This is a genomic window from Streptomyces sp. SM18 (genome assembly GCF_002910775.2).
Taxonomy (GTDB): Bacteria; Actinomycetota; Actinomycetes; order Streptomycetales; family Streptomycetaceae; genus Streptomyces; species Streptomyces halstedii.
The window spans coordinates 1,890,996-1,903,477 of record NZ_CP029342.1; the positions used below are offsets into that span (position 1 = coordinate 1,890,996).

10 protein-coding genes and 1 other RNA gene are annotated in these 12,482 nt (G+C 71.6%); 7 read left to right on the top strand and 4 right to left on the bottom strand.

The window, feature by feature from the left end:
• Positions 1–166: 166 nt before the first annotated feature.
• Entirely contained in the window at positions 167–1,939 is a 1,773-nt protein-coding gene (locus tag B9S64_RS08395; RefSeq protein ID WP_103491682.1) for a phosphatidylglycerol lysyltransferase domain-containing protein, read from the bottom strand.
• A 102-nt stretch (positions 1,940–2,041) separates the two neighbouring features.
• On the opposite strand from B9S64_RS08395, the gene B9S64_RS08400 reads away from it, so the two are divergent.
• Positions 2,042–2,896 (top strand): hypothetical protein, encoded by an 855-nt coding sequence (locus tag B9S64_RS08400; RefSeq protein ID WP_375153029.1) that lies wholly within the window; start codon positions 2,042–2,044, stop codon positions 2,894–2,896.
• A 147-nt stretch (positions 2,897–3,043) separates the two neighbouring features.
• Here B9S64_RS08400 and B9S64_RS08405 read toward each other — a convergent pair whose 3' ends face one another.
• Positions 3,044–3,673 (bottom strand): fasciclin domain-containing protein, encoded by a 630-nt coding sequence (locus tag B9S64_RS08405; RefSeq protein ID WP_028439960.1) that lies wholly within the window; start codon positions 3,671–3,673, stop codon positions 3,044–3,046.
• 336 nt (positions 3,674–4,009) lie between these two features.
• Complete coding sequence (locus B9S64_RS08410; protein WP_258037765.1) at positions 4,010–5,290, bottom strand: ricin-type beta-trefoil lectin domain protein; 1,281 nt, start codon at positions 5,288–5,290, stop codon at positions 4,010–4,012.
• Positions 5,291–5,713: 423 nt separating this feature from the next.
• Between B9S64_RS08410 and B9S64_RS08415 the strand changes: the two genes are divergently transcribed.
• Complete coding sequence (locus B9S64_RS08415; protein WP_181012211.1) at positions 5,714–7,939, top strand: APC family permease; 2,226 nt, start codon at positions 5,714–5,716, stop codon at positions 7,937–7,939.
• 150 nt (positions 7,940–8,089) lie between these two features.
• The gene (locus tag B9S64_RS08425) at positions 8,090–8,503 is read left to right on the top strand and encodes an NUDIX hydrolase (protein WP_103490180.1); all 414 of its coding nucleotides are present in this window, start codon (positions 8,090–8,092) and stop codon (positions 8,501–8,503) included.
• Positions 8,504–8,658: 155 nt separating this feature from the next.
• On the opposite strand, the gene rnpB is transcribed toward B9S64_RS08425, so the two are convergent.
• Positions 8,659–9,058, bottom strand: an RNA gene (rnpB, locus tag B9S64_RS08430) — RNase P RNA component class A.
• Between the two features lie 106 nt (positions 9,059–9,164).
• On the opposite strand from rnpB, the gene B9S64_RS08435 reads away from it, so the two are divergent.
• The 4 genes from B9S64_RS08435 (at position 9,165) to eda (ending at position 12,377) form a co-directional block, all read left to right on the top strand.
• Positions 9,165–9,902 (top strand): MerR family transcriptional regulator, encoded by a 738-nt coding sequence (locus B9S64_RS08435; RefSeq protein WP_103490181.1) that lies wholly within the window; start codon positions 9,165–9,167, stop codon positions 9,900–9,902.
• Positions 9,899–10,762, top strand: a complete 864-nt coding sequence (locus B9S64_RS08440) for a hypothetical protein (RefSeq protein ID WP_258037766.1) — start codon at positions 9,899–9,901, stop codon at positions 10,760–10,762. The genes B9S64_RS08435 and B9S64_RS08440 overlap by 4 nt, the downstream gene beginning before the upstream one ends.
• A gap of 65 nt (positions 10,763–10,827) precedes the next feature.
• Complete coding sequence (gene yaaA / locus B9S64_RS08445; protein WP_103490183.1) at positions 10,828–11,628, top strand: peroxide stress protein YaaA; 801 nt, start codon at positions 10,828–10,830, stop codon at positions 11,626–11,628.
• Positions 11,629–11,717: 89 nt separating this feature from the next.
• Positions 11,718–12,377: a bifunctional 4-hydroxy-2-oxoglutarate aldolase/2-dehydro-3-deoxy-phosphogluconate aldolase gene (gene eda, locus B9S64_RS08450; protein WP_109492013.1), complete on the top strand. Its 660-nt coding sequence runs from the start codon at positions 11,718–11,720 to the stop codon at positions 12,375–12,377.
• The last annotated feature ends 105 nt before the right edge of the window (positions 12,378–12,482 follow it).

Here is a 12,482-nt window from a genome sequence, read left to right on the forward strand (position 1 = left end):
CGACCGGGAGGGGCCGACGACTGGCTGGGGCCGGAGGACCGGTCTCTCGGCCCACTGTGAGCCGGGTGCGTTGATCATCGGGCCAGCCTGACATCACGGTTCCGCCTACGCACCCCAGATGTCCGGTCCGCTTCCGGCGCGACCGGCATCCGGGTGTTCAGGCCGGTCATCGCCTCGGCCCCCCATGGCCCGTACGACGCCGGTGCAGCCACTTCGGCAGGCTCGGCGCTCCGAGGAATCCCTCGGCGCGAGCGCTCGCCACGGTGATGCGCAGCACATCCGCGCTCTTCTCGAACAGCAGGTAGCGCGGTTCCCAGATGGGCCGGTACTTGGCGTTGGCCCGGTACAGCGACTCGATCTGCCACCAGCGGGAGAAGAAGCTGAGAAGCGAGCGCCACAGGCGGAGCACGGGTCCGGCTCCGAGCCGGGAGCCGCGTTCGAACACGGAACGGAACATCGCGAAGTTCAGGGAAATCTGACGGATCGACAGTTCGTCGGCCCGCTCGATCAGTTTGAGCACCATGAACTCGAAGAGGCCGTTCTCGGAGTCGCGGTCCCGCCGCATGATGTCCAGGGACAGCCCTTCGTCGCCCCAGGGTACGAAGCTGAGCAGGCCGCACAGGCGTTCTCCGTCGCGACAGAGCACCATCACGCAGCGGCCGTCCTGCGGGTCGCCGAGACGCCCCAGCGCCATGGAGAAGCCGCGTTCCGTGTCACCGTCGCGCCAGTCGTCCGCGAGGCGGACCAGCTCGGCCATCTCCTCGGGCGGGATGTCCTCGTGGCGGTGGACGCTGACGTCGTAACCCGCCCTGTCGATACGGTTGTAGGCCTGGCGCACACCGCGCATCGCACGGCCTTCGAGGGTGAACTCGTCGAGGTCGACGATGGCCTCGTCGCCCAGTTCCAGTGCGTTCAGACCGTGCCGGGCGTAGATCGTGCCGCCCTCCTCGCTCGCTCCGATCACCGCCGGGGCCCACCCGTGCAGCCGGGCCTGGGCGAGCCAGCGGTCGATCGCCCCCGGCCAGGCCTCCGGATCGCCGATCGGGTCGCCCGATGCCAGTGACACCCCACTCACCACCCGGTAGGTGACGGCGGACTTGCGCGACGGGGACCAGACCACGCTCTTGTCGTGGCGCAGCGCGAAATAGCCGAGGGAGTCACGGTTCCCGTAGCGCTCCAGCAGTGCGCGCAGGCCTCGCCGGTCCTCTTCGGTCATTTCCTCCACGGCCCGCCGGGAGCGGAACGCCGCGTACAGGACCAGCAGGACCAGCAGCGTGCTCATGATGTTGATCAGCACTCGGGCCCAGCCGGGCGTGGTGATGTCCCCGAAGTGGATGTCGTCGTAGGCGAGGGAGACCATGCGGAGTACCCCGTAGTGCCACCGTTGCACGAAGGTCGAGCGTCCGGGGTGGGGGTCGGTGTTGGACACGGTGACCAATGCGGCGGCGAGCAGTGAACACGTCAGGAATCCCACGACCGCGACGACGGCGGCCAGTTTCGGATTGGACCGGTCCCCCTTGGCACGGAACTCGCGCCGCCCGCCGAGCAGTAGGGCGATGAAGAGCGCGGTGACGGACACCGAGACCCAGTTCTGGACGTGCTGGCGGTAGACGGGAAGCCCCAGTGCCAGGACCGCCAGGGCCAGAAAGAGGCCGGCCAGCACCAGGTTGAGGATCCACGCCGCCCGTTTGCGGCGCCGCATGGTGATGGCGAGGAAGAGGGAGATGGAACCCGAGAAGAATCCCGCCGTCAGCAGATAGGGCGTGAAGAACTCGTCGTCGTTGTGCCGCCGGATGTCGTTGCCGAACGAGACCCACACCGCGGCGAGGAAGTTGACGAACGCGACGGCCCGCAGGTACCAGAGCACCGACAGATAGCAGAACCGCGACAGGCTCGTGCGGTCACCGTCTGCCCGCCTGCCCGGTTGAACACGCCCCATGGGGTGACGATAGGACCTGAAAGAGCCACATGCGCGTTCTGCGGCGTTGCCGGTGAGTTGTCCCGCTCCTTGGGCTGTCCCGTCATCCCTTAAGGTGACCCCGTGCTTCTCGGGATGGTGTGCGCCCTGGTCTCGGCCGTCTGCTACGGAACGGCCTCCGTCCTGCAGGCCATGGCCACGCGTTCCGCCGGACCCGGCACCGGATCCGGCCTCGACCCCGCACTCCTGTCCCGCGCCGTGCGGCACTGGCGCTACCCCGCCGGCCTCGCGCTCGACGCGATCGGCTTCCTGCTCCAGATCGTCGCGGTGCGCTCCCTGCCGCTCTACGTGGTGGGTACGGCGCTCGCCGCGAGCCTCGCCGTCACCGCCGTGGTCGCCGCGCGATGGCTCGACGTCCGGCTGGGCCGGTCCCAGTGGGGCGCGGTCACAGCGGTCTGCGCGGGGCTGGCGATGGTCGGCCTCACTTCCGGCCCGGCCGGCGTCAAGGCCGCTCCCGCCGCTCTGGGCTGGTCGCTGCTGGCCACCGTCGTCGTGATCCTCGCCTCCGGGACGCTGCTGGGCCGCCTCTCCGCCGGCCCGCGCGCCCTGGCGCTGGGGCTCGGCGCCGGTCTGGGATTCGGTGCGGTGCAGGTCGCCATCCGGCTGTTCGGCTCCCTGGGCGCTCCTGAGATCCTCATCGGGCCGACGCTGTACGCCCTGCTCGCCGGGGGAGCGACCGGATTCCTGTTCCTCACCTCGGCGTTCCAGCGCGGTTCGGTCACCGTGGCGACCGCCGGCATGGTGCTCGGCGAGACGATCGGCCCCGCCCTGGTGGGTGTGGCCTGGCTGGGCGACCGGTCTCGCCCGGGTCTGGAGTGGCTGGCGCTGGTGGGGTACGCGGTGGCGGTGGGAGGGGCCCTGGCGCTCGCGCGGTTCGGCGAGCCGCCGGTGGGGGAAGCCGGGGCGCGGAACGGTTGACCGCGGCGGGCGCGCCGACGGGCCGCGTCCCTCCGCGCCCGCCGTTCCGCACGTGGCGGCGGCGGTCGTACGCCGACCGGCTGCCGACGCCGGGACCGGTGAGGGCTGGGCGCCCTCGTGCGCCCAGCCCTCACCCCGCGTGGCCCGCTAGGAGCTGGGCGGAGTCAGCACGCCGTCGATCACGTACACCTTGCCGTTGGCCGTGGTGATGTCACCACAGGTGATGGCGGCTGTCTTGTTGACCTTGAAGGAGGTGCCGGAGCCCGTCGTGGTGAGCTTGCCGCCCTCCATCGTGGTGAAGTCGCCGTGCGGCAGCTGGTCCGGGCTGATCTTCTCGCCGACCACGTGGTAGGTCAGGAGCTTCTTCAGCTCGGCCTTGTTCTTGAGCAGGGCGTCCACCTTCGCCTTGCCCATCTTGTCGAACGCCGCGTTGGTGGGCGCGAACAGGGTGGTGTCCTTCGCCTTGTTCAGCGTGTCGGTCAGACCCGCGGCCTTCACCGCGCTCACCAGGGTGGAGAGGTTCGGGTCACGGGCCGCGGCCGTCGCCAGCGGCTCCTTGGCCACCGCGTCGCGCGTGCTCTTGCTGAACGCGGAGCAGTCCGGGCCGAACGGCTTGGTCGCGCCCGGCGACGCCGAGGGCGAGGAGCTCTTGTCGGTGGACGGGCTGGGGCTCGACGTGTCGGCCAGCGCCTGCGGCACCAGCGCCCCCAGTGACAGCGGGAGCGCGAGGGCCGCGGCAGCGGCCACGGCGATGGTCCGGTGGTGAGTGATCTTCATGCCGTTTCCCTCATCCTGAAGGGGGCGGGTCGGGGTGCGGGCCCTGGAGGCCGGCGGGAAGACGACGGCTTCGTCGCTTCGTGGGTGGCTCGGCCGGGGTTGGCACTCGTGCCGCCCGGTCAACCGGGTCGGATGGATCCGGCCACCACTCACCAGTGAAACGGCGTGTACTCCATTCGGCATCTTGGGCGGCCTGCGCCCCGTGACCGCCCTGGTCACGGGGCCATGGGGCCGCCTTGTGCTGCCCCGGCGGCGGCCTCGGTGGCGTATCCCGCCGGTGAGGGAGCCCGTACCGTACCGACGGGTACCGGACGCGGCGGGTGCCGCTCGGACGGCTCACCCGCCGGGCGACGCCGAGGGTCCGCTCCCGTGCAGGTTCCAGAAGACTCCGGGCTGGGTCTGCGCGTCGCACCTGATCAGGGCGAGCCGGGGAGTGCGATCCTCTCGCGAGTCCCATCGCGGGGGAAGGTGCCGGTCGTCCTGGTAGAGGCATCTGTCCTTCGCGCCCGCGATGCGCCACGCCGTACGTTTCCAGGTGGTGCTCTGCCACGGCTTACGGGCCCACCGCTGTTCCGCGTCCGCCGGGGAGCACCGGGCGAGTCCCACACCGGCCTTCACCAGGGTGAGGCAGTGGCCGTGGAAGTGCTGCGACCTGATGGTGCCGTCGTCCCGGATGTCCCACTTCTGTTGAGCGGCACCGTCACAGCCGTTGAGCCTGACGGCACCGTCCTCCGCTTCCGCCCGCACCGCTTCGAGGCACTGCTCGGGGTTTCTGCCCGAGTAGGCGGTGGTCCGTCCGATGTCCGCCAGGATCTCGCCCGGCCGGGGATCGCGGTGGACCTGCTGGTACTGGCGGTGGACCCACTTCGACGCGTCGGACGGCAGCGGCCCCTCGTAGCGGCCCGTCGCGTCGCACTCGCGGGAGCGGCACTCGGCGTGCGCCAGATAACGCCTGATGCTCGCCTCCTTCGGAGGCACGCGGTTCTGGGGAAGGTTGGGACCCAGCGACGACATCGTGTACCCGAGGTAGGAGGACACGGGGATCCCGACGACGTATCCCGCCTGCCTGAAGTAGCGGGCCCCGATGCCGTGGTCGCTGTGGTCGACCCTTCCGCTGAGGCCGAAGGCGAACGAGGCGTTGTCGTGGTCGAGGGTGAGGATCCTCTGCGCCTTTTCCTGCCGGGCCAGGGTGGACAGGGCGCTCACCAGCTGTCCTCCGGTGACGGTCTCCTCGCTCTCGAAGAACGGGATGCTCCGGCGGGTGCCGGTGAACAGTTTGAGCATGCTGTCCGCGCCCTGTCCTTCGGGAAGACCGTCGTGGAGCCCGAAGAAGACCAGGTGTACCGGGGCCGGGGAGGCGTCGAGCGTGAGTGACCGGATGCCGCGGCCGTCGACCTGTACGGTCCTCTCGGTCCAGCGGTCGGGTACCCCGGCGATCACGGCGTAGGCCGCGCGTACGCCCGCCTCTCTCCTCGCGACGTAGTCCAGGGCCGCCCGCAAGGGCCTCTTGCCGTCGTCGCCCGCGGTGAGATAGACGGTGGTGACCGGGCAGCCGGCGCGGACGGTTTCGTGGATCTCCGGATCGATGAAGTAGAGGTCGTCGTCAGGATGGGCCACTCCCACGAGAGTGCGCTCACAGGCTGGGGCGGCCTTGGTGGCAGAGGGGGCCCCTGAGCTGCACGACGCTCCCGCCAGGGCGCACAGGGCCGCCGACGAGGCGAGTACCGTCCGGCGTACCCGGCGGAGCTTCGCCCCGGCCTCTCCCCTCATAGGGCCGCACCTCCTTCGGATTCGTACGACGTCCGTTCCGCCCCGAGGTATACCGGGCGAGCGCCCCGTCCGAGGTGCGCAGCGCGCTCCGGTGGAGTGGCTTCACCCGCTTGCGAAGGGCTGTCCCGTCGGGGAGGTGCTCCGTCGTGGGGGGTGCTCCGTCGTGGGGGGGTGCTCCGTCGGGGCGGGTGCTCCGTCGGGGCGGGCACGGATACACCACGGCTGTGTCGATCCCGCCCCCGCGTTCTTGCGTCCGCGACATTGATCAGCATGGTCGACAGTCGCGGCGATAGTCATGCGGGACCAGGGGGCCCACCCGGCCCGGACGCTCTGTTGCCGGGGCTGGGCCAGGAGCAACTGGGCTCCCTGGACAAGATCGGGCGGGCGTGGGGGCAGGTGTCGGCGCCCCCCGAAGTGTGGCGGGACGCCCTGCCGGTCGATCCGAATCTGGGCACGTTCCCCCCGCCGACGGAGATCCGGGCGGCGCGTGCCGGCCGTGTCCTCCCCATCCCTCCGCTGGGGGGAAGCCCGGGGGAACGGCTCGACGTGGCGGAGCCTCCGCGGGGACGGGCCGGCCGTGCCAGGGTCTGGGCCCGCCGGGCGGCGCTCGGGGAGGCGCTGAGGAGTTCCGCCCTCGTGACGGAACGGATGCGCAAGCTCACGGCACTGCCCGTGCTCTCCGCCGACGCGCTCTCCTCGGTCGCGTACGGTCCCGAGGCGATGGTGGCGGTACTGGTCCTGGCGGGCTCGGCAGGCCTGGCGTACGCGTTTCCCGTCGGCGGGGCGATCCTGTTCCTGATGCTCGCCGTGGGGCTGTCCTACCGTCAGACGATCCGGGCCTACCCGCACGGCGGTGGTTCCTACATCGTGGCGAGTGACAACCTCGGCCAGGTTCCCGGCCTGTTGGCGGCCGCGGGGCTGATGACCGACTACGTCCTCACGGTGGCCGTGTCCATTGCCTCCGGTGTCGCCGCCATCACCTCGGCGCTGCCTTCCCTGGCGCCGGACACCGTCCTCATCGGCGTCGGTGTGATCGTCGTACTCCTCGTCGGCAATCTGCGGGGCATCCGGCAGGCCGGGGCCCTGTTCGCCGCCCCCACCTACGCGTTCATCGCCGCGATGCTGCTTCTCATCGCCTTCGGTCTCGCCGACGCGGCCGGCCGGGGTTTCGAACCGCGTCCGGCCTCGCCCTCCTCCGCCACGGAGTCCCTCGGCCTGCTGCTGATCATGCGGGCGTTCTCCTCAGGCGCCACGGCGATGACGGGCATCGAAGCCATCTCCAACGCCGTCCCGGCGTTCCGGCCCGTCGAATGGCGCAACGCCCGCACCACGTTGACGTGGATGGTCGGGCTCCTCATGGCGATGTTCGCGGGAATCATTCTGCTGATCCATCTGACCGGTGTGGTAACGAGCGCACACGAGACGGTTCTCTCGCAACTCGCGCATCTCACCTTCGGTTCGGGATGGCTGTACGTCTTCATCCAGGCGGCCAGTGCCGGGGTGCTGCTCCTCGCGGCCAATACGGCGTACAACGATTTCCCGCGAGTGCTCTCCCTGTTGGCCAGGGACGCGTACGCACCACGCATCTTCATGCGTCTCGGTGACCGCCTGGCGTACAGCAACGGCATTCTGCTGCTCTCGCTGGCCGCCACCCTGGTGTTCGTCGCCTTCGGGGGGCAGACGGCCGCGCTGATCCCGCTGTACGCGGTCGGGGTCTTCCTCGCGTTCACGCTCTCCCAGTCCGGAATGGTGGTCCACTGGTGGCGGCTACGCGACCGGCACTGGCGCAAGAGCCTGGTCTTCAACGCCGCCGGAGCGCTCCTTTCCGCGGTCGTCTTCATCACGGCGGGCGTGAGCAAGTTCTTCTCGGGCGCGTGGGTCGCCATCATCGCGGTCGGACTGTTCCTGCTGATCACCCTACGCATCAGGCGCCACTACGAGACGGCTTCGTCAGCCCTCCACCTGCGGCCGCACACCGCCGACCTGCCGACGCACACGGCTGAGGAGGCGTCACTCGCGCAACAGCGACGGATCCTCGCGGGAGGAAATCGCCGAACGGTAGCCGTCGGAGGTGAGACGGAAGAACTTCCCCAGGAGATCAATCTCCTCTCGGTCGTGGCGGTCGCCACACTCGACCTCGCGAGCATGCGGGCCCTGGCCTACGCGGCCTCGTCCCTCCAGCCCGTCCTCGCGGTCCACATCAGCGTCACCGAAGAGGAAGCCCAGCGCTTCAGGGGGTACTGGACCCGGTGGGGCGATCACCTGCCCCTGGAGATCGTCGTCTCTCCCTACCGCGCCACCGTCGTCCCCCTCGTCCACTACGTCGAAGCCCTGCACCGCCAGCACCCGGAACTGACGCTGACGGTGATCCTCCCGGAGGTGGTCACCCGCCATCGACGCCACCAGTTCCTCCACAGCCGCACCGCCGCCCGCCTGCGGCGAGCACTGCGCCCCCTCCCCAAGGTCGTCGTCACGACCGTGCCCTTTCACCTGTGAACGCCCGTGCCGGGCGGCGACAACCCGCTCGCACACCGCTCCGCGCACTCGCCGCACGCCTGTGATGGGGATCCCCGGAAACGCGGTACCCCGCTTCATCTCTGTCGATACGATCTTCCCGCCCATCCTGGCCGTCCTGGAGGAGCAGATGTGACGCAGCAGAACACGGACGAGCGGCCGGGTGTCGCCGCCGCCGTCGTCGTCCACGAGGGCCGTGTGCTCATGGTCCGCCGCCGGGTGAGCGAGGGAGAGCTCTCCTGGCAGTTTCCTGCCGGTGAGGTCGAGCCGGGCGAGGAGCGTGAGGACGCCGCCGTGCGAGAGACCCAGGAGGAGACCGGGCTGACCGTGGCGGCGGTGAAGCTGCTCGGTGAGCGCGTGCACCCGAAGACGGGCCGCCTCATGTCCTACACCGCCTGTCAGATCCTGGGCGGCACGGCTCATGTCGCAGACACCGAGGAGCTGGCCGAACTTGCCTGGGTCGCCCACGGTGAGATCCCGGAGTACGTGCCGTACGGACTGTTCCAACCCGTGCAGGAGTACCTGGACGCGGCCCTGACCTCCTGAGAGCGGCTTCGGGCCCCGGCCGCCGTCCTTACCCGCGCATGGGGGCACCCTCCAGGGGCCGCGTCCGCTTCGAGGCCGCCGTCGCTGTTGTACGAGGAGGCGCTGCCTCCGACGCGGGCCGGAGGCCCTTTCCCAGGCACAACCGCAAGTAGCGGCAGACGAGTCGGGCTGTACGCCGGGTTCTGTCACCCGGTCGCCTCGCGGCGGCCGGGGAGACGGCCATCCATCTAGGACCGGCATTGCTGCCGGCCTCGTGCGGTCTACCCGCGAACTCGGGCGGGCCGCCCTCGAACGTTCGCGCAGGAGCACCGGAGTGCTCCCTCTTGACCTTGCTCCGGGTGGGGTTTACCTAGCCGCCTGAGTCACCTCAGGCGCTGGTGGTCTCTTACACCACCGTTTCACCCTTACCCGGGACCGGAGTCCCGGGCGGTCTGTTTTCTGTGGCACTGTCCCGCGGGTCACCCCGGGTGGCCGTTAGCCACCACCCTGCCCTGTGGAGCCCGGACGTTCCTCGGGAGGATCCGGGGATCCTCACGCGGCCGTCCGCCCGGCTCGTCTGCCGTGCCCGCCATGTTACCCGGCGGGGCGGTGCTCTTCGTCCGGCCCCCGCGGCCGGGCCGGGCTTGACCTTGTCGTGGCATCAAGGTTTCTACTGGGTGCCATGCGCATCGGAGAGGTCGCCGCACTCGTGGGAATCACGTCCCGTGCGGTCCGCCATTACCATCACATCGGCCTGTTGCCGGAGCCCTCGCGCCGTGCCAACGGTTACCGCGCCTACACCGTGCGCGACGCCGTCCTGCTGGCCCGGATCCGGCGGCTGACCGAGCTGGGGCTCGGGCTCGACGAGGTACGCGACGTCCTGGCCGACGACGCCGGACGGGATCTCGCCGAGGTGCTGGGTGAGCTGGACGCCGATCTCGCCCGCCAGGAGCGGGAGCTCGCGGAGCGGCGGCGGCAGCTGGCCCGGCTGCTGGACGGGCCCCTGTCCGACCTGGGGCCCGTCTCGCCGGAGCTGGCCGAGCTGCTGGGCACGGCCGCCGCGACCGACTCCCCCACCGCCGTGAAGGACCGCGAGCACCTGGTGCTGCTGGACGGTGCGGGCGGCAGCGCCGAGGTGTACGCCGCGCTGCGGCCACTGGCCGAGGATCCCGCCGTGGTGGCCCTGTACGAGCGGCTGGACGAGCTGGCCGGGGCACCGGCGGACGATCCCCGGATCGGCCCGCTGGCCGCCGAACTGGTCGCCGCCGTACCCGCCGGGGTGTTCGACGCGATCCCGTACGGCGGGGACCCGCACCCGGGCATCGGCGCGGCCCTGCTCGCGGACTACCCCCCGGCCCAGGCCGAGGTGGTGCGCCGGGTGATGGCGGCGATGACCGCCAGGATGCGGGAGCGCCGATGAGCACCCGGGGTGGACGGGATGGACGAAATGGGCGAGGCGTACGGCTCGCGCGCGGCGTGGCCTGGGCCGTCCTGCCCGCCGAACTGGCCCTGGTCGTCTGCGTGGTGGCGGGTGTGCCGGTCCCGGCGGCCGTGCTGTTCGGCGCGGAGGCCGCCGTGCTCGCCGTGCTGGTCCTGGAGGCCTGCGTGCTGTGGCCCCGCTACCGCGCGGAGCGGCGCCGGACCGGGCGGCGGGCGGCGCTGCGGTCGGTGGTGCGGGAGGTGGTGCCCGAGGGGGCGCGCCGGCTGGTCGCGCACGAGGTGCGGGCGCTGCACAGCCTCGGCCTGTGGGTGCTGCGCCGACGCCACGGGGTGCCCCGGGGAGCGGTCGCCTTCGCGTACACGGGCCCGCAGACGGCGATGATGTACGGCCTGCTCTTCGTCGCCGTCGTCGAGACGGTGATGTTCGCCCTGCTGGTGCCCTGGCCGGTCGTCCACCGGATCCTGCTCGTGGTGGACGTGTACGGGGTGGTGCTGGTCCTCTCGCTGCACGCGGCCTGTGTGGTCCGCCCGCACGTGGTGGGCGCCGACGGTTCGCTGCGGCTGCGGTACGGCGGGCTGTTCGACCTGCGGATCCCCGCCGCCTCGGTGGCCCGGGTGCGGGTGGACCGGCGTTTCCCGGACGGCTCACCGGTACGGCTGGGTGGAGACGGGGTGCTGGATCTGTCGGTGGGGAGCCAGACCACGGTCACCGTGGAACTCACCGGTCCGGTCGGGTTCGTACGGCCGCTGGGGAAGCCGGGGCGGGCCCACACCGTGCGGTTCCACGCCGACGACCCGCGCGCCGCCGTCTCCGCCCTCACCGAGGCCCTCGCCCGGTGACCCGTAACCTTGCCGGAGGGCTCCCAGGTGCGGAGTCCCGTGCCACCGCCTGAAGGAGAACGTCTGTGCTCGTGCTGTTGCCGCCCTCCGAAGGCAAGGCCGCACCGGGGCGCGGAGCACCCCTGAAACCCGAGTCCCTGTCCCTGCCGGGTCTTTCCGGCGCACGGGCCGCGGTCCTCGACGAGCTGGTCGAGCTGTGTGCGGCCGACGAGGAGAAGGCCCGCGAGGTGCTCGGCCTGAGCGAGGGGCTGCGCGGCGAGGTCGCGAAGAACGCGGAGCTGCGCACGGCCGCCACCCGGCCCGCCGGGGAGATCTACACCGGGGTGCTGTACGACGCCCTCGGACTGGCCTCGCTGGACGCGGCGGCCAAGCGGCGGGCCGGTACGTCCCTGCTGGTCTTCTCCGGGCTGTGGGGCGCGGTGCGTGTGGGTGACCGTATCCCCTCGTACCGCTGCTCGATGGGGGTGAAGCTGCCGGGGCTGGGGGCGCTCGGCGCCTACTGGCGCGCCCCCATGGCCTCGGTCATGCCGGAGGCGGCGGGGGACGGGCTGGTGCTGGACCTGCGCTCGGCGGCGTACGCCGGGGCGTGGAAGCCGGTGGGCGAGGTGGCCGAGCGCACCGCGAGCGTGCGGGTGCTGCACTCGCGGACGGTGGACGGCGTGGAGAAGCGGTCGGTGGTCAGCCACTTCAACAAGGCCACCAAGGGCCGGATGGTCCGCGATCTGCTGACCGCCGGGGTGCGGCCGAAGGGCCCCGCGGAGCTGGTGGAGGCGCTGCGGGACCTCGGGTACACCGTCGAGGCGCAGGCTCCGGCACGGGCGGGGCGGGCGTGGACGCTCGATGTGGTGGTCACCGAGATCCACTGAGACCGGCACCCAACTGAGACCGGCACCCAGACGTTGCAGCATGCGCAACGTTCGTTGCGCGGGATGTGGTCCGACGGCAGGATGAGGACATGACCTCCCCCGCGCCCTCCCCCGGGTCCTCCGCCACGTCCGCGTCCGTCCTGGACCTCGCCCCCGTCGTCCCCGTCGTCGTCCTGGAGGACGCGGCCGACGCGGTTCCGCTGGCCAGGGCGCTGGTCGCGGGCGGGCTCCCGGCGATCGAGGTGACCCTGCGGACGGCCGCCGCGCTCGACGCGATCCGGGCGATCGCCGCCGAGGTCCCCGAGGCCGTGGTGGGCGCGGGGACGGTGATCTCGGTGGCGCACGTGACCGACACCGTCGCCGCCGGGGCGCGCTTCCTGGTCAGCCCCGGCTGGACGGACACGCTCCTGGACGCGCTGAAGGCGTCCGGGCTGCCGTTCCTGCCGGGGGTCTCGACCACCTCGGAGGTGGTGGCGCTGCTGGAGAGGGGCGTCACGGAGATGAAGTTCTTCCCGGCCGAGGCCGCCGGTGGCACCGCCTATCTGAAGGCCCTGGCCTCACCCCTGCCGCAGGCCCGGTTCTGCCCCACCGGCGGCATCTCGCTCGCCTCCGCGCCGTCCTATCTGGCGCTGCCGAACGTCGGCTGTGTGGGCGGCAGTTGGATGGTCCCTGGCGACGCGGTGGCCGCGCGGGACTGGGCGCGGGTGGAGCGGCTGGCGGCCGAGGCGGCGGCACTGCCGCGCGGCTGAGGCGTCCAGGGCCCGGCCGGGCGGCAAGGTCCGGCCCCGGCCGGGCGAGCCGCCGGCCGGTTGCCCCGCGCCGGTCACCCCGCGCCGGCCGAGCCGCGGGGACAG